Origin of the sequence: Flavobacterium sp. 28YEA47A (assembly GCF_041262125.1) — a bacterium.
Taxonomy (GTDB): domain Bacteria; phylum Bacteroidota; class Bacteroidia; order Flavobacteriales; family Flavobacteriaceae; genus Flavobacterium.
Window position 1 is genome coordinate 74,613 of the sequence record NZ_JBGCCI010000011.1, and the last position, 22,132, is coordinate 96,744.

Consider the following 22,132-nt stretch of genomic DNA (forward strand, 5'->3'; position numbering starts at 1 on the left):
AGTATAATTTGAAAACAAAAAATTTAGCTGCAGTTCTTTTTTTCTTTATAAGCGTCGCCGCATTTGCACAAACTGCCAGAATTAAGGGTGTTATTTTAGATGAAAACAACCAACCGGTTGAAGATGCTGATATCAGCTATAAGAATGCATCTGCTACTTCTAATAAAAACGGATTTTATATCCTGACCGTTCCGGCCAATCAAAAAATTACAGTCACTTTCACGCATTTGTCAAACAAAAGTGCCTCTTTGGATATTGAACTAAAACCTAATGAAGATTTTGAATTCAATCCGGTGCTTAGCAAAAAGATTGAAATGATTGGTGTTGTTGAAATTTATGATAACCGAAAAAGGATTGAAGGAATTACTAATATTTCTCCAAGCGACATTAAATTAATTCCCGGTGCCAATGCAGGTGTGGAAAACCTTTTGAAAACGCTTCCAGGCGTAAATAACAATAGCGATTTGAGTAGCGGTTATAATGTAAGAGGAGGGAATTATGATGAAAACTTAGTTTACGTCAACGAAGTGGAAGTTTATCGTCCTTTTTTGATACGTTCCGGTCAGCAGGAAGGATTGAGCTTTACAAATACGGATATGATCCAGAATGTAGATTTTTCAGCCGGAGGGTTTCAGGCCAAATACGGTGACAAATTATCTTCTGTATTAGATATTACATACAGAAGGCCAAAAAGTTTCGGGGCTTCTCTCGAAGCAAGTTTATTAGGAGGTAGCTTGATGGTGGAAGCAGCATCAAAAAATCAAAAATGGGCTGCCATAACAGGAGTGCGCTACAGAGACAACAGCCTTTTGGTAAACAGTCAGGAAACAGAAACCAATTTCAGACCTACTTTTGCCGACATACAGACCAACGTAACTTACAACCCAAACAATAAATGGGAGTTGAGTTTTCTTGGGAATATCTCGCAAAACCGTTACAATTACGAACCTCTGACAAGACAGACCAATTTCGGAACGATTGATGATCCGAAAGCATTATTGGTTTTTTATGAAGGACAGGAAAAAGACAGATACGAGACTTATTTTGGAGCTTTAAAAACGACTTACAAAGCAAGCGAAGATTTTACCTTGAAATTTATTGCGTCGGCTTATCTGACCCAAGAACAGGAATATTTTGATATCAAAGCTGATTACAGTTTTGGAGAGCTTGATACCAATATCGGTTCCGGAAATCTTGGAAACATTGTCTATACACAAGAAATCGGTTCGCAGTTAAACCATGCCAGAAATGATTTGGATGCCCTGATTGTAAATGCAGAAGTAAAAGGTTTCCATAATATCAAGGAAAACAAAATAGAATGGGGCTTCAAATACACCCGTGAAGACATTCGTGACAGAATAGTAGAATGGGAAGTTATTGATTCGGCAGGATTTTCTTTAAATCCACCAATCATTGATTTACCAATACGAGACCAACCTTATACTCCGTACACAGGACCGTTGGTTCCTTATCAAAACGTAAGAGCCTTGAACTACACAAAAATCGACAGACTTTCCGGATATGTTCAATGGAGCAAAAAGAGCCTTTTAGGAGCGCATGATGTATGGTATAACTTTGGAGTAAGGGCCCATAACTGGCAAGTTTCCGGTGATAATTTAGATGGAAAAAACCAGACGACTTTCAGTCCAAGAGCTCAGTTTGCTATAAAACCGGACTGGGATAGCGATATGGTATTCCGCCTTTCAGGAGGATTGTATCACCAACCGCCATTTTACAGAGAACTTCGAGGAGCTGACGGAAAAGTAAACCCGGATGTAAAGGCCCAACAGTCTATCCACGTTGTGTTGAGCAATGATTACAGCTTTAAGATGTGGCAGCGACCGTTTAAATTGATTACGGAAGCCTATTATAAATCAATGACGGATGTCAATACCTATACGCTTGATAACGTAAGAATCCGTTACAGTGCAAACAACGATGCAAAAGCTTATGCCGCTGGTTTTGATGCCCGTTTGAATGGGGAATTTGTTCCCGGTACAGAATCCTGGTTCAGTTTCGGATACATGAAAACAGAAGAAAATATAAATGACCGCGGTTATATTGCAAGACCAACAGACCAAAGATTGAAATTTGGTATAATGTTCCAGGACTATGTGAAAAATATTCCAAATCTGAAATTGTACCTGAATTTGGTATACAATACCGGATTACCAGGCGGATCGCCGTCTTATGCTGATCCGTATGTATATCAGAGCCGTCTCCGTGATTATCGCAGGGCAGACGTAGGGTTTTCGTATGTATTTACAGAGAGAAATAACGAAAGACCTGACGGACACTGGTTGAAGCGTTTCAAAGACTTGTCGCTTGGATTGGAAATATTCAACATGTTTAATAATCAGAATGCGATAACAAACACTTGGGTAAGAGATGTTTACACGAAAGTTCAGTATGGAATTCCAAACTATATGACGACCCGAGTTTTCAACGTAAAGCTTACCGCAAGATTATAAATTGAAATTCTGAAGTTTTATCTTTATATTTGAATGACTTTTAAGCTGATGAAATGAGAAAATTTCAAACCTATATACTCGTAGCGGCAATGGCCTGTTTGGCTAGTTGTAAAGAAAAGGAAGAAACTCCTAAGGTAATTTATGACACTAAGCCGGAAAAAGTGGTGGCTAAGCCAGATTCTTCGCAAATAAAAATTGCCGATCTTCCAATCCATATGGATGGAACCAAATATCTTATCCATGCCATTGGCGATGTGCGTGTGTATGATGGAAACTCAAGAACATATGGTTCTAGCAAGACGAATTCTGTAAGCTATGCCATTTCCAATTACAATCGCTTTGAACTTACAGGCTATTTTGAAAACCTAAAATTCCAGCATATCGATTCAACAGCACTAAAACCGCTTACGGATAAGAAAATCCAGATGCAGACGGTGACTTTCCTGAATACGATTGCTGATAAGGCAAGAAAACAGATTCTGGTGTATTCGTTAGTCGATATGGATACGAATAAGGACGGAAAATTAGATGCCAACGATATCAAATGTCTTTATATAAGCGAAATCAACGGCAAACATTTCCAGAAACTTTCTGAAGATTACCAGGAACTGATTGATTGGAATATTGTAGAAGCCCAAAACAGGCTATATTACAGAACCATAGAAGATATCAACAAGAACGGAGCTTTTGACAAAGACGATGCGGTACATTATTATTATGTCGAGCTGCTTTCTCCGGACTGGAAAACTGAAAAATATGATCCGATAGGAAACGGAATATAAAAAAATCCCCAGGTATTATCTGGGGATTTTTTTATATTAATATATCGCTTTCCAAATCTGATTTCTCAATAGTAAAATCAAAACCAAGCTGGCCTACTAATTGGATTACAAGGTTTTTGTACCAGTTTTCAGATTTAGGATGAATGTATATTTTTTCAATCATTTTATTAATATCTACGTCGATCTTTACACCTTCGTTTATAGTCAGGTTATGGGAAGAAAGATTGGAGATAATCCGAACTTCTCTTTCATATTGGAAACTCTTTCGCTTAAATAAGAAAGGAAAAAAGTCATCGTTAAACGGAATATATTCTTTTTTGTAATCAATATAGTTGACTTCGCCAATATGCTGTTCATATTGCTTCTCTAAATGCAAAGACTCCTGTATTCTTCGGATAGTGGATTGTATAGCAAGTCCTTCACTGTTTTGGGTAAAAATCTGCCACATAGCAAAAGATTCATATTCATTGATATGCCAGCTGCTGATAACCACATTTTTTCGTTGCGTTTTATAGGCATCCAAAAACTCAGGATTGTTTTCAGAAATCTTCCGGATCTCCTCAAAAGTAGGTTCGCTGAACGTACCTTCGTACTGATCTTCGAATTTATCCGACCGTGACATAAAAAGTTTTCTTGACAACAACAGATCAAGGAACTTTGATAAATCCAAATATTTCCATACGACAGTGTCGAGATTTTCCGGAAGACTTATATTTGGATTGTTCTGATACATCTTTTGTTCCTTATTCGAATGATTGCATCATTACGAGTTTTTTATACACTCCATCTTTAGCGAGCAGTTCCTCATGATTTCCTTGTTCTACGATTTCGCCTTTTTGCATCACGACAATCTTATCTGCTTTCTGAATGGTCGACAATCTGTGGGCAATAACAACCGATGTCCTGTTTTGCATCATATTTTCCAATGCAACCTGAACCAGCCTTTCGCTTTCTGTGTCTAAAGCAGAAGTAGCTTCATCCAAAATCATAATTGGAGGATTTTTTAAAACGGCACGGGCAATACTCAAACGTTGTTTTTGTCCACCCGACAATTTGTTACCGCTGTCTCCAACGTTCGTATTGATTCCGTTAGGCAGGTCTTTTACGAATTCGTACGCATTGGCAATTTTCAGCGCATCGATGATTTCTTCATCTGTAGCATCTTGTTTTCCTAATAAGATATTGTTCTTTATAGAATCGTTAAACAAGATACTGTCTTGCGTCACCAATCCCATTAAACCTCTCAGGGATTCTAACTTCAAGTCTTTGATATTGGTGTCGTCAATTTTAATTTCGCCTTCCTGTACGTCATAAAAACGCGTTAGAAGGTTGGCGATCGTACTTTTTCCACTTCCGGACTGTCCTACTAAAGCTACGGTTTGTCCTTTTTCTACTTCTAAAGAAAAGTTTTTAAGTACATTTTCTTCTTCATATCTGAAGTTGATGTTTTTTATATCGATATGTTGCTTAAACGATTCTTTTTCCAATGCATTTGGAATATCAGTAATCGTATTTTCCTGTTCTAAGATTTCCATGACACGTTCAGCTGCTGCATTTCCTCGTTTGATGTTGTAAGATGCTTTAGAAATGGCTTTTGCTGGCGTAAGAATATTATAAGCCAATCCCATATAGGCAATAAAAGCAGCGCCTTCTAATGTCTTGTCGATAAGTACCATGTTTCCGCCATACCATAACAAAACGGCAATTACTGTAATTCCCATAAATTCACTTACGGGAGACGCCAGGTTTTGTCTGTTTCCTATACTGTTAGACAGGTTAAAAAATCGGGAGGTTGATTTTTGAAAGACGTTATTAAAGTATTTTTCCGCATTATAACCTTTCACAACTTTTAATCCGCCTAAGGTTTCTTCTACAGTAGAAAGAAATACACCCTGTTCTTCTTGAGCACGGGTTGATTTCTTTTTGAGCTGTTTTCCTATAATTGAAATTATATAGCCTGAAATCGGAATAAAAATAAATACAAATAGAGTCAGCTTGGTGCTTATCGTAAACATGGCAATAATTGTAAAAACTATTGTCAGAGGTTCTTTAACGATTAGTTCCAAAATGGATAGGAAAGAAGTTTGTACTTCATAAACATCGCCGGAAATCCTTGAAATTACATCTCCCTTACGTTTTTCTGAGAAAAAAGACAAAGGCAACTCCAATGTTTTTTTATACATGGCATTCCTAATATCTTTTAGTATTCCGTTTCTCAGGAAAGTAATGAAAAACATGGCGAGATAATCAAACAGGTTTTTTAGCAAGAATATCGAAATAATAATTGCTACCATAAAAGCAAGCGTAGTCTGCACGCCGTGATTATCTGTCAGCGTTGTGATCTTATAGCTCATGTAGTTTTCAAGATATTTGGTTATCTCGAAAATACTTTCCAATTCAGGTTTTGTTGTATTTCGCTTTGTCTGATCAAAAAGCACCTGCATCATCGGAATCAGAGAGATGAAAGACAGCGTGCTGAAAAGGGCGTATAGGATATTAAAAAATATGTTTAGATAAGCATATCTTTTATAGGGCAGGACAAAGGGGATTATTTTTTTAAAATTGCTCATTGAATCGGGTTTGCTTGAAATTATTGCAACTGCATTTCAGCAACAATGTTTTTTATTTTTTGATCTAGGTTTTTTTCAACCTCTTTAGCATGCTCAACAGAATCTAAAGGCTCGTTCACACTGAAATAAAATTTTATTTTAGGTTCCGTACCGCTAGGTCTGGCACATATTTTTGTTCCGTCTTCCAGATAATAAATTAAAACGTTTGATTTTGGAACTTTCAATGTTTCGGTTTCACCTGTAAATAAATTTTGTGCGGTTGAATTCTGGTAATCCTCTACCATTAAAACTCTTTGTCCGTTGATTTCTTTTAAAGGATTTTGCCGCAATTCAAGCATCATAGTCTGGATTTCTGCTGCGCCTTCAATTCCTTTTTTGGTCATCGAAATCAGATATTCTTTATAAAATCCAAAATCAACATACAGATTCAGTAATTCTTTATAAAGTGAACTGCCATTAGCTTTTGCCTGTGCTGCAATTTCGCAGACCAATAAAGTAGCTGCAACCGCATCTTTGTCGCGTACGGCATCGCCAACCATAAATCCGAAGCTCTCTTCGCCACCGCCAATAAATTTCAGTTCAGGGAAATCTTTAATCATTTTGGCAATCCACTTAAATCCGGTCAATCCAACTTTGCATTCTACATTATAAGCTGTTGCTAATTCCAACATCATTGGAGTAGAAACAATTGTTGAGCCAATAAATTCTTCTCCGGTAATTTTTCCAGCCTTTTGCCATTGTTCCAACAGAAAAGCAGTCATCAATACCATAGATTGGTTTCCGTTCAAAAGAATCATTTTACCCTCATTATCACGAACAGCAACACCAAGACGGTCAGAATCTGGATCGGTTCCAACAACAATATCAGCATTTAGCTTGTCAGCCAATGCTAAAGCCATAGTTAATGCTTCTGGTTCTTCTGGGTTTGGAGATTTTACAGTCGGGAAGTTACCATTAGGAACTGCCTGTTCCGGAACGATATTGACATTGGTATAACCTGCTCTTGATAAAACCTCAGGGATTGATTTAATTGAAGTCCCATGTAGTGATGTGTAAACCACATTCAGGTTCTTTTTAGCTTGGGCAGGCGTATTAAAACTAGCATTTTCAATTGTCGACTCGACAAAGGCTTCGTCAATTTTCTTGTCTATATATTCAATTAGTTTTTCGTTGGCCTTAAAGTTAATCTGGTCATAACCCAACGCTTCAATAATTTGTATGATGTCGGCATCCTGAGGTGGAACCAATTGACCGCCATCCTGCCAATATACTTTATATCCGTTGTATTCAGGCGGATTATGAGAAGCTGTAAGGACGATACCCGCATGGCATTTCAAATATTTTAAAGCAAAAGACAATTCCGGTGTAGGACGCATTTCAGAAAACAAGTATACTTTGATCCCGTTTGCAGAAAAAACATCTGCTACGACTTTTGCCAAAGTATCGCTGTTATGACGGCAATCGTATGCAATCGCTACTTTTAGTTGTTCATTAGGAAATACTTCTTTCATATAATTCGAAATTCCCTGAGTGTTTTTTCCAAGCGTATACTTGTTGATACGGTTGGTTCCTACGCCCATGATTCCGCGCATACCGCCGGTTCCGAATTCAAGGTTTTTATAGAAACTTTCCTCCAGTTCTTTAGGAGAAGAAGTCATCATTTCGGTAATTTCCTTATGTGTTTTTTCGTCAAAAATTGGCGATAGCCAAACGTTTACTTTGTCTAATATATTTTGTTCGATGTGCATTCGGGTATAAAATTTAAATTGAACTTTAAATTTAAAGATTTATTTCTTTAGAAACTTTATATCGTTCTTCGTTATTTTTTGTTCGTAGGATGATTTCTCCCAAAAATCCGGCAAGAAACAGCTGCGTTCCGATAATCATGGTTGTCAATGCGATATAAAACCAGGGATTGTCAGTAATTAAAATGGTAGGCTGTTTGTCGTATAATCTATAGAGTTTCATGAATCCGATGTAGCCTGCAGATAAAAATCCGATGATAAACATCAGGACGCCCCAGGCACCAAACAGGTGCATTGGTCTTTTTCCGAATCGGGAAAGAAACCAGATGGTAATCAGATCCAGAAAACCATTGATAAATCGCTCCATTCCGAATTTTGTAGAGCCATATTTTCTGGCCTGGTGCACTACGATTTTTTCTCCAATTTTTGCAAACCCGGCATTTTTTGCCAGTACGGGAATATAACGGTGCATTTCGCCGGAAACCTCAATGTTTTTGACAACTACATTTTTATAGGCTTTTAATCCGCAGTTAAAATCATTTAATTGAACTCCTGAAGTTTTTCTTGCAGCCCAGTTGAATAATTTTGATGGCAGGTTTTTAGATACGACAGAATCAAAACGTTTTTTCTTCCAGCCTGAAACCAGGTCGTATTTCTGGTTGACGATCATGGAGTACAATTCCGGAATCTCATCCGGACTGTCTTGCAAATCGGCATCCATAGTAATAATAACATCGCCCTGTGCTTTGGCAAAACCAGCATGCAGAGCCTGGGATTTTCCATAATTTCTTAAAAATTGGATTCCCTTTATATTTGGATTTTCTTGAGACAGTCCTTCAATAATTAACCAGGAATTATCAGTACTGCCATCATCTATGAAAATGACTTCGTATGAAAAATTATTCGCAGTCATGACTTTTTCAATCCACTGCTGTAATTCTTTTAAAGATTCTTCTTCATTAAGAAGAGGGATAATAATGGATAGGTTCATTTATTAATAACCTTGCGGTCTATCGTTTTTTAAAATTGCACCAATAATTAGTGAATATATCAGCCCTACAAAAGAATAAAAGGCCAATGTAAAAGGAACAACTATAAATGGGCTTGAGAATTTTTCTGACCAAGACAAAGCCATATCCAGCTGTTCTTGTGACATATTTGGATTTGTTTCTGTCATCATTGTTCTTGTCTTTTCCAGCATTTCTTGTGTGAATTCAGGGAAGATAAGATTAAAAATCACTGTAAAAATAGCATAGATTAATGCTGCAATGAAAGCAGTTGTTACTCCGGCTTTTAAACATTGGCCAAAAGAAATAACCCCGTTATTTATATTTTTCTTGAAATTATTACAAGCAATAGTAATGAATAGGATTGGCAATACTAAAAAGTTAAGCAGGTTGATTACAATCCCGACTGATGGATTTGTTATAGTGTCTATTCCAATTATATATAGGATGACAAATTCTAAAACCATAATTACTCCAAAAAATACTCCGTATTGAACTGCTGACTTGGCAGGAGATGTAATTTCGCTCATTTTACCTGTTTTTAAGAATTAATCTACAAATATAAGAAATCCGTGATTATAGTGTGATAAAAATCAATCGGGAATACTAGAAAAAAAAGAGTAATAAAGATTTGCAGATTAAAAAATAATTGTAAATTTGCAAACTCAAAACAATAAAAGTTTAAAAATTAAAAAGTTATAAGAGGTTTATACCTTTTCAATACGAAAAGCTTCAGAGCTGCTTATAGCCAATTGAATAAAAAAATCAAATAAGATGAAAAAAGGAATTCACCCAGAGAATTACAGATTAGTTGCTTTCAAAGACATGTCTAACGACGATGTTTTCATTACTAAATCTACAGCAGACACAAAAGAAACAATCATTCACGAAGGAGTTGAATATCCGGTTGTAAAAATGGAGATCTCTAGAACATCTCACCCTTTTTACACAGGTAAGTCTAAATTGATTGATACTGCAGGACGTATCGACAAATTCAAAACGAAATACGCTAAGCACGCAAAATAATTTTTGCGCGTTCAAGATAACAAAAAGCCTTCCAAATTTGGAAGGCTTTTTTATTTGGAAGGTATTCTTTTTGTACTTTTACTTTGTAACTTTGGGGGAGGGTTTGAGTTTCTAAGGTTCTAAGTTCCTAAGGCTAAAATCAAAAATCAGAAATCCAAAACTATCAACTAAAAACTATCAACTATAAACTAAAAAAGATGAATTATATACTTTTTGACGGAACCGTTCGAAATGCCCTATTACCTTTTACATTTACCCGCCCAGTCGCAGATATTCGTGTAGGGATTCTGACTATTCGTGAAAAGTGGGAAAAATATTTGGGCTATACTACCACGAGCCTGACGGAAGAATACTTGATGGAAAAGTTTCCTATGGTAGAAATGCCGGAGAATATTATGATTAATGCCTCTTTTCTTCCAAATGAAGTTTTGGCTGAGATGGTAAAGTCATTAGAGAAAAACCAGGCCATTTTTAAAGGAGAAGAAGTAATCGCCTTTTTTTCGGAAGAAAGCCAGGAAGAAGTCGATTTTGAAAACTACGAAATCTTAGAATACAACGACGATTGTATTACGATTGAACATACATGGGATATTTTTAAGAAAAATGATGCTGCGCTCCGTGAAGACTTTGAACTTTTGACAGAGGATAGGATTTCTCAGCCAATTCCAAAAAGCGTCAACGTTATTGCTCCGGAAAATATTTTTATAGAAGAAGGCGCTCAGCTTGAATTCGTAACCCTAAACGCTTCCACAGGTCCGATTTATATTGGGAAAAATTCCGAAATCATGGAAGGTTCTGTAATCAGAGGGCCGTTTGCTCTTTGTGAAGGAGCACAAGTAAAATTGGCGACTAAAATATACGGCGCCACAACCATAGGGCCATTTTCAAGAGCGGGCGGAGAAATCAGTAATTCCGTACTTTTTGCCTATTCTAATAAAGGACATGACGGATTTTTAGGAAACTCTGTTTTAGGAGAATGGTGTAATATTGGAGCAGATAGCAATAATTCAAACCTGAAGAATAATTATGAAGAGGTGAAATTATGGAGCTATGAAACCGAAGGATTTGCTAAAACCGGCCTGCAATTTTGCGGTCTGATGATGGGAGATCATAGTAAATGCGGAATCAATACCATGTTTAATACCGGAACAGTAGTGGGTGTCAGCACCAATATTTTCGGAAGCGGATTTCCCCGAAATTTTGTGCCAAGTTTTTCCTGGGGCGGTGCGGCAGGATTTACAACTTATGTGACTAAAAAGGCTTTTGAGACTGCAAAGATAGTCATGTCAAGGAGAAATGTCGAATTTGACGAAAAAGAAGCCAGGATATTGGAACACATTTTTGAACAAACAAAAAAATGGAGAAAAGATTAATAAAAAAACGCTAGATACCCTCTAGCGTTTTTTTATACTTATTTCAGGAGAAATATGTTATTCTGTAGGAATATTTCTTAAAAATACAAGAAAAGAGGATATATTTGTAGAAAGAGTTTTTACGGAAAACCATAATTTAGAATTACCAAAAAAATGAAACCCTATCGCCTTTATACATATTGGTTAATTCTCATGGCATTTTGCTTATGGAAAAGCCCTGTTTATGGGCAAACAGTGGCTCCCAACGAATCGTTGTTGGGTAAAGCCTATGAACTTGTCCATTACAATCCTGAGGAAGCGGTAAAAATAGGTCAATACCTGTTAAAAAATAATCCGTCGGATATTCAGAAGGCGAAATTTTACCTGCTATTAGCAGAAAGCTATTGGGCAAAAGGCGATTACAATAATTCTGTTATCAACGTTTTTGAAGCTGGTAAATTTGCCGATAAAGCTAGTGAAGAAGAAAAAATAAAAATACTGATTTTTAAATCACAAATTTTTAGAACTTTATATCTTGACAATCAGTCAAGAAGAAGCCTTGAGGAAGCGACAGCAAAAATTTCAGGGCTCAAATCAAAAGAAGAACAGGATTACTTTGAGGCTAAAATCTTAATTAGCAACTCGGCAATGTATCTGGACAGGCAGAACTATCAAAGCGCTTTTGAATTATTACAGAAAGCAGATAAAAGATACCAGCCGACTTTTAGCAAAAATCCCTCCCTGGAACAAGAATTTTATATTGCTAAAGCCAAAACTTTTGTAGGATTGACAGAAATTGATTCCGCGAATTATTATTTGGCAAAGGCACAAAAACTTTCCAAAATTCAGAAGAACTCTGATTTTCTGAACCAAATAGCACTATTAAATGAATTGAGCCATGTGTACTTTCATGAAAAACAACATGCCAGAGCTATTGATACTTTGCTGGTGTCTATGGAAATGGCAACCAGGCTTAAGAATGAAGCACTTTTAAAAATAATCAACAAGCAGTTGGGAATCAATTATCTTGCTTTGAATGATAAGAAAAATTATCAATTGTTTGATAATAAGTTTCTTAAAACCTATGACAATGTTGAAGAGTCTGAGCAAGATGCCGTCAATTCGGCCTATAATTTAATCAGCCAGGAACAGGAAGCGGATTTCCAAAAAGCGAAATCGCGTTATGCGGACTATTTTTATTTGGCAATAGGTGTATTGGTTTTTGTGCTGATTATAGGTTTGCTGCTTTGGCTGAAAAATTACCTGAAGAAAAAGCGTCTGAAAGAAATCATCAGCTATCTGGAGATAAAGGCAAATAATGTTGTGAAATTACAGCCTGAAAAAAGAGAAACAAATAAAAAGATATCAATTCCGGCAGAAACGGAACAAGTGATACTCACCAAATTGAAACGTTTTGAAAATTCCATCCGATATACCAATAAGGAAATGTCATTGGCAGTTTTAGCGGGGCAATTTGATACCAATACCAAATACCTGTCAGAGATAATAAACAAGCATTATCAGGATAACTTTAATACCTATATCAACAAGCTGCGTATCACTTTTATTATAGGAAAACTGAAGGAAGATCCTAACTATATGCATTATAAAATCAGTTATTTGGCAGAAAAGAGCGGTTTTTCATCCCATAGTAGTTTTGCTACAGTCTTTAAATCGATAACCGGAATAGCGCCGGGTACATTTATTGACCTTTTGAAAGAAGAAACGGAAGCCCTTAAACAAGAAAAAATAAACAGCCATGCATCATAATCGCTATTTTTTCTCCACTTTTTTAGCCTTTGCCTTTTTCTTTGGCCATGCCGCTTTTGCACAGTCTATCAAAAATGTTGACAGTATTATTAAGGCTAGCGGAACAGAAATCTATGAGAAGCCTGAAAAAGCCATTAAAGCAGGCGAGTATATTATTGCCAATGCTAAAGATGATGCCAAAACTAAAATAAAGGGCCTCATGCTTGTTGCAGATGCTTATTCTGTAAAAAGAGATTACCAAAAATCACTTGAATACGTCATCATGGCGAATAATCTTTCCAGCCATGTAGACGATCCTCTGCTAAAGATTAAGATTGCCAACAAAATGGGAATCCAATACCAGCAGATGAAAATATATGATGAAGCCATACAATATCTAAATGAAGCAGAGAGACTCTGTATGGCATATCCGATAAGAGATTCTGTAATGTATCATCTGGGAAGAAATCATATTGTAAGAGGGTTTATATACAAAGAAAAACTAAACTGCGATATTGCGATAAACTTTTTTAATAAAGGAATAGCCGAATTGGGCAAGGCAGATAAAGCCATGATAAAGACCACTTTGAGTATTGCACTTTATAATAAAGGGAATTGCTATATTCTTTTATCGGATTACGAGTCGGCTAAGAAAAGTTTTTTCGAAGCCATTGAGATCACAAAAGGGATTCATGCCATCAGCCTTCAGGCTTTTGCCCAAAAAGGATTGGCTGAAGTCTATACGTTGGAAGGAAGGTATCGAGACGCCATAAAAGAACTTGAAGAAGCATTGGCCGTTTCAAACACAGTAGGTGACCTGGTTTTAAACAGAGGGATTTACAATGGCCTTTTAGAAAATTACCTGGCAGTGAATGATTGGAGTAATTATGAGAAATTCCATGCCCGTTTTCTGGACACCCAATTAAAGGTCAAGGAATCAGAACGGAAATCAATCAACAATTTGATAAATGAAGGGTATAAGTCTCAAAATAAAAACCTTCAAACAGAAATTTCCACTTACAATTATTATATCCTAACAACTTTATTATTAATAATAATAGCTGTTATATTTTTCTTTGTATTAATTAAGAAAAGTGAAAAAAATATATTAAAATTAAATAAAATTATTGAAAATATTCAAAATTCTAAAACAAAATCTGTTTAGATAAGTTGGGTTGTTTTTAGTGGTAATCGTTTGGTTTTAAGTGGTTTATTTCTTTTTTTGGTTTTTCAAATTTCGGTAAATAGTAAAGACATTCTTAAGAAAAGGTTAACAGTAGTTCCTATTTTTATGACGAAACACTAACTGAAAAATGTAATGACTCATGAGAAAAGAATTACCATTTACTTCGATAATAAGTAGGTTCTTGCAGACTGGCTATTATCGATTCTCTACAATTCATGACAGACTAATACATAGGTGTATTAGGAAGAGAATTGTTATCCCCCTAATTTTATTTTTTATTTCTATTGGAGCACACGCCCAATTGGCTTTACAAACGTTTGAAAGCGGCATACCATCTTCATGGCCGTCCTTTACAAACAATGTAGGGACGCAGACCTGGGGAATTTCTTCTGACAGCTACAGGGGAACCAGTGCGGCTTTTCTGAATCCAAGTGCAGAAAATATCGGTGCCGGCAATACCGCACAGTATTTTTTAGCGACACAAGTTCAGATTCCTCAAAACGGAGAAATCCGTTTTTATTCAAAACAGGCGACTAACGCCAACAACGGGGCTATCTACCAGATCAGGCTTTCTACAGCCGGACTGACAGACCCAGCCGGATATACCATAATATTAAAGTCTTGGACAGAAGCAGATCTTAATATAGGTTCCCAAACGGCATACGAAGAAAAGATAGTTGCCATCCCATCGAATATTCCCGTCGGGCTTAACGTCAATATTGCGTTTGTGGTTGTCAATACCCAGACCGGCGCAACACCAAGCGGCGATGCCTGGTTTATAGACAACGTCAGGGTTATAGAATCCTGCCAGAAAGTCAACCAGGCTGATTTTTCGGCCAGCAATATCACGTCAAATAGTGCCAACCTGGCCTGGACGCATCCAACGGCTTTTGATTTTCAAATCCAGGTCGTAACGCAAGGAACGGCACCTGGAGCTACAGGCACTAACGTTCAGAACTCTTATCCGGCAGGATCGCTTTTGGCGGATACTGCTTATGATGTTTATATCAAGACCGTGTGCGATGCCGATACGGCAAGTGAATGGGCAGGACCTTTCAGCTTCAGGACGAAAAAATTTGGATTGTCATGCGATTCTCCAATCGTAATTCCTGTTAGTACGACACCTTATATTTTATCAAGCAACCTTAACCTTTTTGCAGACAACCCAACGAGTTATACAACTCAAGGATCGGGATGTCTCCCGGCTGGAGTTACAGGCAATTACTTGAACGGGGCAAAAGCCTTTTTCTCCTATACGCCTACAGAAAACGGATTGCTCAATATAAAACAAATGACACTTCCGTCTTCGCCAGGTTCCGGATGTTTTGGAAATGCTATCACTGGCGTATTTGTTTATGACAGTTGTAGTAATGTAGGTGTGAACTGTATGGCAGGATTGAATACAACAGCTACAAGTACACCAAAATACATATCTAATTTATATGTACAGGCTGGTCATACTTACATTATCGTAATTTCTTCAACATCAGCAGCATCAACAAGTATCTGTTTTACTTTTGAATTGAGTTTTTCAAGCTGTGCACCACCAAGTGTATTCACCTATAAAAACTTGCTTCAGAACAGTGTTGTATTCTCCTGGGATAACGTTGCCAATCTGGCAAGTTCATGGGAATATGTAGTGCGCCCTGCAAATGCAGGTGCTCCAACAGGTCCGGGAACGGTTACCAATACCAATATTGACAACCTGATAACTTCAGGATTGGCAGCCGGTCAATCTTATGACCTATATGTACGATCAGTATGTGGTGCTACTACCGGAGGATGGGGATTACCTTACCGATTTACGACACAATGTGCTGTTTTTAATACTCCTTATTCTACAGCATTTACAGGAACATCAGCAACAGTTTCAGAACCTTGCTGGACAGCTATTGATGTGAATAGAGATGGACAAAAATGGTCTTATTTGTCAGGTTATGCTACTATGCAAACAAGCACCTTTCAAAATAATAATAATGATATGTTTGTTTCTCCTCAGGTTAATTTCAATGGAACTCAAAAAAGGCTAAGATACAAGCATCAGGTTACAGGTGGAGTTGCCAGTTATGGGATCAGGATTTCTACAACGGGCGTAGGAGCAGATAATTTTACAATAATCTTGCTTCCGGACACACCAATTACTAATACGGCTTGGCAAGAGAAAATAATCAATATTCCGGCGAACATAACAGGTAATGTAAATATCGCCTGGGTTGTCGTTCCAGGATCAGGACATACTGCAACCAGAATTTCAATTGATGATGTGTTTATTGAAGATAAGCCGGCGTGTCCAGACCCTCTTGCACTTGCAGCGAACAATGTCACTACTTCACAGGCACAGTTGTCATGGACAGCAGGCGATGCCGAATCGCAGTGGCAGGTTGTAGTACAGCGTAAAGATACGGGCATCCCAACGGGAAGCGGAGTGCTAGTCAATGCACCTCAATATACGGCAGACCAGCTTACACATGCTACCCAATACGAATATTACGTAAGAGCCTACTGCTCGTCTACACAGCAGAGCAACTGGGTAGGACCATTCTATTTTACAACAGTCTGTGGTGTTTTTGACACTCCTTTTTATGAGAGTTTCGATACCGCAGATGCAAACAACCACAGATCATGCTGGACCATTACTGATGCTAATACTGATGGAACTACTTGGCGTTTGGATCCAACAGTGGCTGCAATTCAAGGTAGGACTTTTCCTTTTCCTACTGCATCATACAATGACTGGCTTATTTCTCCGGCCGTAAACGTGGTAGGAACTAAAACCTTAAAATTCAAATATAAAGCGGCTTTGGGACCTATGTTCCCAAATCCTAGATTTGGATTAGAGGTATTGATGTCTACTACAGATACAAATCCGGCAAGCTTTAGCGTTATCATGCCGCTGATGGATTTTACCAATACCGATTTTATCGAGAAATCACTTTATATCAATGCTAACGGACCAGTATATATTGCTTTCAGAGTTCCACCGTCTTTTTCTACAGCAGGAGGAACATCTGTTCTTAATATTGATGATGTAAAAATTGAAGATGCGCCTGCATGTCCGGCACCATCTGATTTGCATGCCGCCAATATTACGCAAACCGCAGCCGTGTTATCCTGGATCAAAGGATATCAGGAAACCCAATGGCAAGTCGTAGTACAGAATGCGGGTTCAGGAATTCCTACCGGAAACGGACAACTGACAAGCAACAACACGGCTTATGCAACAGGACCATTACAGCCAAATACGCAATACGAATATTATGTAAGGGCTTATTGCAGTTCATCTGAACAAAGCCAATGGGTAGGACCATTTAGGTTTACCACATTATGTAATGCCTTTACGACACCATTTATAGAAACATTCAACCCGGGATCAGTATCAGAAGAATGCTGGAGAGTTGTCAACGGCAATAGCGATACTTTTTCATGGAATCTGCATAACACGCTAAATCCATACGAAGGTGAGCATGCAGCAATGATATTCACAGGATCTAACGGTAATAATGACGACTGGTTGATTTCACCAACGATAACAGTTAGACCAGGCCAGCGCCTGCGCTATTACTACAGAGTGCTATGGGGCGGCGATTTCAAGGAAGACCTTGAAGTAAAATTATCTACAAACGGAAGCGAGCTTAACCAGTTCTCAACCATGTTATATGAAGTGAGCTATGAAAGTGTACCGCCTCTTAACAATCCGGAATGGAAGGAAAAAGTAATCAACCTTCCGGCTGGTGTTACCGGCGATATCAACATTGCATGGCATATCCCTCAAAAAACTCCAAATCCTTGGAATTACAGAGGACAGCTATTGGTAATAGACAAGGTAATCATTGAAGATATACCAGCATGTGCTGTTCCTAACAATCTTGCGGTAAGCGATATTATCGATACGGGTGCTAAAATTTCATGGGATGCCAACGGTACAGAAACTTCATGGGACGTATACGTACAGCCTGCTGAATTGCCGGCTCCTGTTGGAGATGGCGATGCGCAATATAGACATAATACGACTTCAAATCCATATACGGTAACAGGTCTTACGCCTGCCATACGATATGAATATTATGTAAGAGCGGTATGTAGTGCCACACAAGACAGCGAATGGGTAGGCCCGTTTGAATTTACTACAAAATGTAGCTTTGAAAACCTTTGCGAATATACAATTACCCTAAGCGGAGGAACTTCATCAGGAGTTGGCGGTGGAATAAACCTGGTTCAGAATGGAGTCATCATCCAAAGTATGGTGTTCCCATCCGGACCGTTTGGTCAGGTTCCTCCTCCGGTAGATTTTACAGTATTCTTATGTACGGGAGTAGAGTTTTCATTAGTAAACAATGCCGGAAATGAATGGCAGTTTACTACTGCTCGTGTACAGATTAAGGATGCCTCAGGAAATGAGGTATGGATAGGAGGTATCGGACTTTCAAACTCAAGAATATATACCGGAATTGCAACATGCGGCCCGGTTAGTTGTCCGCAACCAACCAACCTTACGGTAAACTCTACAGGAGTTCTTTCCTGGACAGCAGGTGGCAGCGAGACCCAATGGGAAGTATTTGTACAACCATTGGAAAACAATACATTGCCACAATCAGGAACGCTTGTAACAATAGCTTCCTATACGCCACAGGCTTCTGATTTTGCTGATCTGAAAGCAGGAACTTACGAGTTTTTTGTAAGAGCTATCTGTGGTGGTAATGACAAGAGTTACTGGTCAGGTCCTCACAAGTTTGTAAGGAACGATGATGCTTCCAAGGCAGTCGTTATACCTGTAAACACAGGCGCTACTTGTGAGCAATCGGCTACGAGGGCAAGTTTTATAGGAGCAACGGCTTCAACTGAAGCTATGGCCTGTACAGGAGTCAACAATGGAGACATCTGGTTTGAGTTTGTGGCCACATCAAAAGTACATGTACTGGAATTGGGCAATTTCTCTGCCAAGGGAAGCTATCAGGGCGGCTATACGCCAGATGTAGTTGCGCCAAGCATTACATTGACACTATACAAGGTCAACGGCACATCCTTACAGCAATTGGCATGTACCTATAACAATGCGATCGTAATGTCGTATATGGCAGAAGTAGAGCCGGGTGCTACCTATAAGGTAAGGATGACCCTGAACGATACGGCTCCTAATATCTGTACATTCGATGTGTGTATCACTACGCCTCAGGATCTTTGCGCCCTGGATATTGTAAACGGCAGTTTTGAAAGACCGGAAGCTGATTTTGGATTGGGTAACTTCTACCCGCAGAACATAATTCCGGGATGGAGAACCAATGCCATACAAGATCCGACATCTTCGCTTTACAACGAATTTTTCTTTGGAAATGCGACAGGAATAGACGGTTATATGCCTTATGATGGAGGGCAGGTCGTTCAGACGCTTTCTCCTGATCCTGGACCTACCACGCTTGATAATGTGAGAGGAATTTATCAGGATCTTGACAGTTCTGAAATTACCCAGTTCAAATATGGCTATGCCCATGCAACAAGAGGTAGCAACAGCTCTTTAGAACTGCTTGCAGGACCACCTTCAGGACCGTTTGTATTGCTTGAGCAGCATCCGGGCAGTCTGAGATGGAACTACTATGAAGGAACCTATAATGTGCCTGTCGGACAGAATGTGACCCGTTTTGTTTTCAGGTCTAAAGACAATGCGGGAGGAAATTTATTAGATGCGGTGTCTATTACAGCCAATATAGATATAAAAACAGCGGCTCTTACGCTTGCCTGTCAAGAAACCTCTACGCTGCTTGAAGCAGAAGGAAAAGGAATATGGGTTGCTGATGAAAACAATCCGGGACAAGTGATTATAGCAAGCCCGAATAATAAATCAACAGCTATTTCCGGATTTAATACGCCTGGAGCATACACCTTCCACTGGAAGACAAGATACTGCGATAAGACTGTAATAGTTACTTACAACGGATTCAGCGATGTACCAACTGCTACAAGTCCTGTAGAATATTGCTTGAATGCTACCGCACAGCCACTGACAGCTACGCCTACTGAAAACTATACATTGAAATGGTTTACACAGCAAACAGGTGGTACTGGAACAACAACTGCTCCGACTCCGGAAACGACTACAGTAGGATCAACAACATACTATGTAAGCAATGTTGATGTTAACGGTTGTGAAGGGCCTAGAGTAGCAATAACCGTAACAGTAAACCAAAGGACTACTGCTGAAGTTGGTTTCAGTTATGACAGTAGCAATTATTGTACTTTGGGAGCGAATCCAGTAATCACAAAAAATCCAGGTTTTACAACAGGAGGAACTTTTGAAGCTACACCAAGCGGACTTGGAATCGATACGACAACAGGAGAAATTGATTTAAGTACCAGTGCAGCAGGAACCTATGCTGTGAAGTATAGTGTAGGAGCTGTAGGATGTACAGATGGCGATGAAAATACAGTTTCCATCATTATCAGCACGGGTACAGCACCTACGGTCGGATTTACCTACCAAACTCCTGTGTGTTTGAACAATGCTAATCTTTTGCCACAATTGCCTTCTGGCTTTACTGCTGGCGGGGAATTTTCATCAGGAACTCTTACTGTAAATACGCTGACAGGAGAAATAGATATGGCAACTGCAACTGTTGGAACCCATACTATAACTTATAATCTGGATTCTAATGCAGCTGCATGTATAAATGGAGGAAGTCAGAGCTTCCAGATTCAAATAGACCAGAATATTGTACCAGTAACAGGATTTACTTATCAGGCTTCTTATTGTAAAGCAGAAGCTAATCCATTACCAACATTGGCTCAGGACTTCTACATAGGAGGCACTTTTGAGGCAACTGGCGGCTTGGTTATCAATGCGACAACAGGAGAAATTGACTTGGCAAATAGCCCGGCCGGAAATTATACGATTACATATAAGGTCGTACAATCAGGTTGTAATTCAGGTGGAATCCATACAGAAAATATTACGATCAATGGTTTAATATCACCAGAAGTAACATTTAGCTATAATGATGCCTGTACAAATTCAGGTACAAATCCTTTGCCGATAGTACCAACAGGATTCAGTTCAGGAGGAACATTTACTTCTTCTACAATTACGGTAAACCCAACAACAGGTGAAATCAACCTGGTTGGAGCTACTCCGGGTACGCATCGAATTACGTATACACTGGCAAGCGATATGACAACTTGTACCGATGAAGGACAATTTGGTGCCGATATCGTATTAGGAAATGGAATTACTCCGGTAACAGGATTTACTTATCAGGCATCGTACTGTAAGGCAGGAACGAACCCATTGCCAACATTAGCTCCGAACTTCTACACAGGAGGTGCTTTTGAGGCGACTGGAGGCTTGGTTATCAATGCAACAACAGGAGAGATTGATTTGGTAAACAGTCCAGCCGGAAACTATACAATTACATACAAGGTTGTACAATCAGGTTGTAATTCAGGTGGAATCCATACAGAAAATGTTACGATCAATGCCCTGACAGCACCGCAACTGACATTCAGTTATAATAATGCCTGTATAAATTCAACTACGAATCCAAGACCGATATTACCAACAGGATTCACACAGGGAGGTTCATTTACTTCTTCTACGATTACAGTAAATCCGACTACAGGTGAGATCAACCTGGCAGGAGCAACGCAAGGAACACACCAGATTGTGTATACATTAGCACAAAATATAGCTACATGTACCGATGGCGGAAGCAATACCGTTTCGATCACGATCAATGCGGGCACCGCACCAACTGTAGGCTTTACCTACGACACGCCGGTTTGCCAGAGCAATGCAAACCTGCTTCCGAACCTTGCCGCAGGCTTTACAACGGGAGGACGTTTCAGCGGACCGTCCGGATTATCGGTCAACACGGCCACTGGAGAGATCTCGGTTTCACAGAGCACTCCTGGAACCTACCAGGTCAGCTATACGATAGACGAGAACACCGCGACGTGCAGCCTTGGCGGCAACGGCAGCTTCACGGTTACCATCTCAGCAGGCCTTGAGGCATCAATTGCCAAGGAATGCAGCAACCAGAGCCTATGGCTCAAGGCTACGCCTTCGGACGCGGCCAGCTATGTTTGGAAAGACGGAAGCGGGGCCACGGTAGGCAACCAGGCGGACCTTAACGTCGAGGAATACCTGTCGCAGCACCCGGGTGCCACAATGCCGATCACCTTTACGGTAACGGTAGGGTCCGGGGCATGCAGCACTACGGCGAGCTTCACGGTTGAGGGCAGTTCCTGCAGGCTTAT

The 22,132-nt window shown here is 39.1% G+C and carries 12 protein-coding genes and 1 pseudogene; 7 read left to right on the forward strand and 6 right to left on the reverse strand.

Features of this window, described 5'->3' with window-relative positions:
• Positions 1 to 8 precede the first annotated feature (8 nt).
• Both ABH942_RS15110 and ABH942_RS15115 read left to right on the forward strand, forming a co-directional pair.
• A complete protein-coding gene (locus ABH942_RS15110; RefSeq protein WP_370033401.1) occupies positions 9 to 2,471 on the forward strand; it encodes a TonB-dependent receptor plug domain-containing protein in 2,463 nt (820 codons plus the stop codon).
• A gap of 53 nt (positions 2,472 to 2,524) precedes the next feature.
• Positions 2,525 to 3,253: a hypothetical protein gene (locus tag ABH942_RS15115; RefSeq protein ID WP_370033402.1), complete on the forward strand. Its 729-nt coding sequence runs from the start codon at positions 2,525 to 2,527 to the stop codon at positions 3,251 to 3,253.
• 31 nt (positions 3,254 to 3,284) lie between these two features.
• Here ABH942_RS15115 and ABH942_RS15120 read toward each other — a convergent pair whose 3' ends face one another.
• The 5 genes from ABH942_RS15120 to ABH942_RS15140 are packed head-to-tail and all read right to left on the reverse strand — an operon-like array spanning position 3,285 to position 9,105.
• Entirely contained in the window at positions 3,285 to 3,986 is a 702-nt protein-coding gene (locus tag ABH942_RS15120; RefSeq protein ID WP_140000325.1) for a DUF2971 domain-containing protein, read from the reverse strand.
• Positions 3,987 to 3,996: 10 nt separating this feature from the next.
• On the reverse strand, positions 3,997 to 5,823 hold the full coding sequence (locus tag ABH942_RS15125; protein WP_370033405.1) for an ABC transporter ATP-binding protein: 1,827 nt from the start codon (positions 5,821 to 5,823) through the stop codon (positions 3,997 to 3,999).
• A 20-nt stretch (positions 5,824 to 5,843) separates the two neighbouring features.
• Entirely contained in the window at positions 5,844 to 7,571 is a 1,728-nt protein-coding gene (locus ABH942_RS15130; protein ID WP_370033407.1) for a phospho-sugar mutase, read from the reverse strand.
• A gap of 31 nt (positions 7,572 to 7,602) precedes the next feature.
• Positions 7,603 to 8,559: a glycosyltransferase family 2 protein gene (locus ABH942_RS15135; protein ID WP_370033409.1), complete on the reverse strand. Its 957-nt coding sequence runs from the start codon at positions 8,557 to 8,559 to the stop codon at positions 7,603 to 7,605.
• 3 nt (positions 8,560 to 8,562) lie between these two features.
• Positions 8,563 to 9,105: a DUF4199 domain-containing protein gene (locus ABH942_RS15140; RefSeq protein WP_370033410.1), complete on the reverse strand. Its 543-nt coding sequence runs from the start codon at positions 9,103 to 9,105 to the stop codon at positions 8,563 to 8,565.
• 244 nt (positions 9,106 to 9,349) lie between these two features.
• Here ABH942_RS15140 and ABH942_RS15145 point away from each other — a divergent pair, with 244 nt between their 5' ends.
• The 5 genes and pseudogenes from ABH942_RS15145 to ABH942_RS15165 form a co-directional block, all read left to right on the forward strand.
• Positions 9,350 to 9,601: a type B 50S ribosomal protein L31 gene (locus tag ABH942_RS15145; protein WP_370033412.1), complete on the forward strand. Its 252-nt coding sequence runs from the start codon at positions 9,350 to 9,352 to the stop codon at positions 9,599 to 9,601.
• Between the two features lie 197 nt (positions 9,602 to 9,798).
• Positions 9,799 to 10,974 (forward strand): GlmU family protein, encoded by a 1,176-nt coding sequence (locus tag ABH942_RS15150; protein WP_370033413.1) that lies wholly within the window; start codon positions 9,799 to 9,801, stop codon positions 10,972 to 10,974.
• 234 nt (positions 10,975 to 11,208) lie between these two features.
• Positions 11,209 to 12,723 carry a helix-turn-helix domain-containing protein gene (locus ABH942_RS15155; protein ID WP_370033415.1) on the forward strand — a complete coding sequence of 505 codons (1,515 nt, stop codon included), beginning with the start codon at positions 11,209 to 11,211 and terminating at the stop codon, positions 12,721 to 12,723.
• Positions 12,713 to 13,867, forward strand: a complete 1,155-nt coding sequence (locus tag ABH942_RS15160) for a tetratricopeptide repeat protein (protein ID WP_370033417.1) — start codon at positions 12,713 to 12,715, stop codon at positions 13,865 to 13,867. The genes ABH942_RS15155 and ABH942_RS15160 overlap by 11 nt, the downstream gene beginning before the upstream one ends.
• Positions 13,868 to 14,027: 160 nt before the next feature.
• Positions 14,028 to 20,006: pseudogene (locus ABH942_RS15165) on the forward strand (choice-of-anchor J domain-containing protein); the annotation flags it as partial.
• A 1,542-nt stretch (positions 20,007 to 21,548) separates the two neighbouring features.
• Here the strand turns inward: ABH942_RS15165 and ABH942_RS15170 are convergent.
• Positions 21,549 to 21,668, reverse strand: coding sequence for a hypothetical protein (locus ABH942_RS15170; protein ID WP_370033421.1), 120 nt, complete (start codon positions 21,666 to 21,668; stop codon positions 21,549 to 21,551).
• Positions 21,669 to 22,132: the final 464 nt, after the last annotated feature.

Bases quoted from the DNA above. Each gene is read 5' to 3' on its own strand.
- ABH942_RS15150 (WP_370033413.1), top strand. From the start codon at position 9,799: ATGAATTATATACTTTTTGACGGAACCGTTCGAAATGCCCTATTACCT.
- ABH942_RS15120 (WP_140000325.1), bottom strand. From the start codon at position 3,986: ATGTATCAGAACAATCCAAATATAAGTCTTCCGGAAAATCTCGACACT.
- ABH942_RS15160 (WP_370033417.1), top strand. From the start codon at position 12,713: ATGCATCATAATCGCTATTTTTTCTCCACTTTTTTAGCCTTTGCCTTT.
- ABH942_RS15135 (WP_370033409.1), bottom strand. From the start codon at position 8,559: ATGAACCTATCCATTATTATCCCTCTTCTTAATGAAGAAGAATCTTTA.
- ABH942_RS15125 (WP_370033405.1), bottom strand. From the start codon at position 5,823: ATGAGCAATTTTAAAAAAATAATCCCCTTTGTCCTGCCCTATAAAAGA.
- ABH942_RS15140 (WP_370033410.1), bottom strand. From the start codon at position 9,105: ATGAGCGAAATTACATCTCCTGCCAAGTCAGCAGTTCAATACGGAGTA.
- ABH942_RS15145 (WP_370033412.1), top strand. From the start codon at position 9,350: ATGAAAAAAGGAATTCACCCAGAGAATTACAGATTAGTTGCTTTCAAA.
- ABH942_RS15115 (WP_370033402.1), top strand. From the start codon at position 2,525: ATGAGAAAATTTCAAACCTATATACTCGTAGCGGCAATGGCCTGTTTG.
- ABH942_RS15130 (WP_370033407.1), bottom strand. From the start codon at position 7,571: ATGCACATCGAACAAAATATATTAGACAAAGTAAACGTTTGGCTATCG.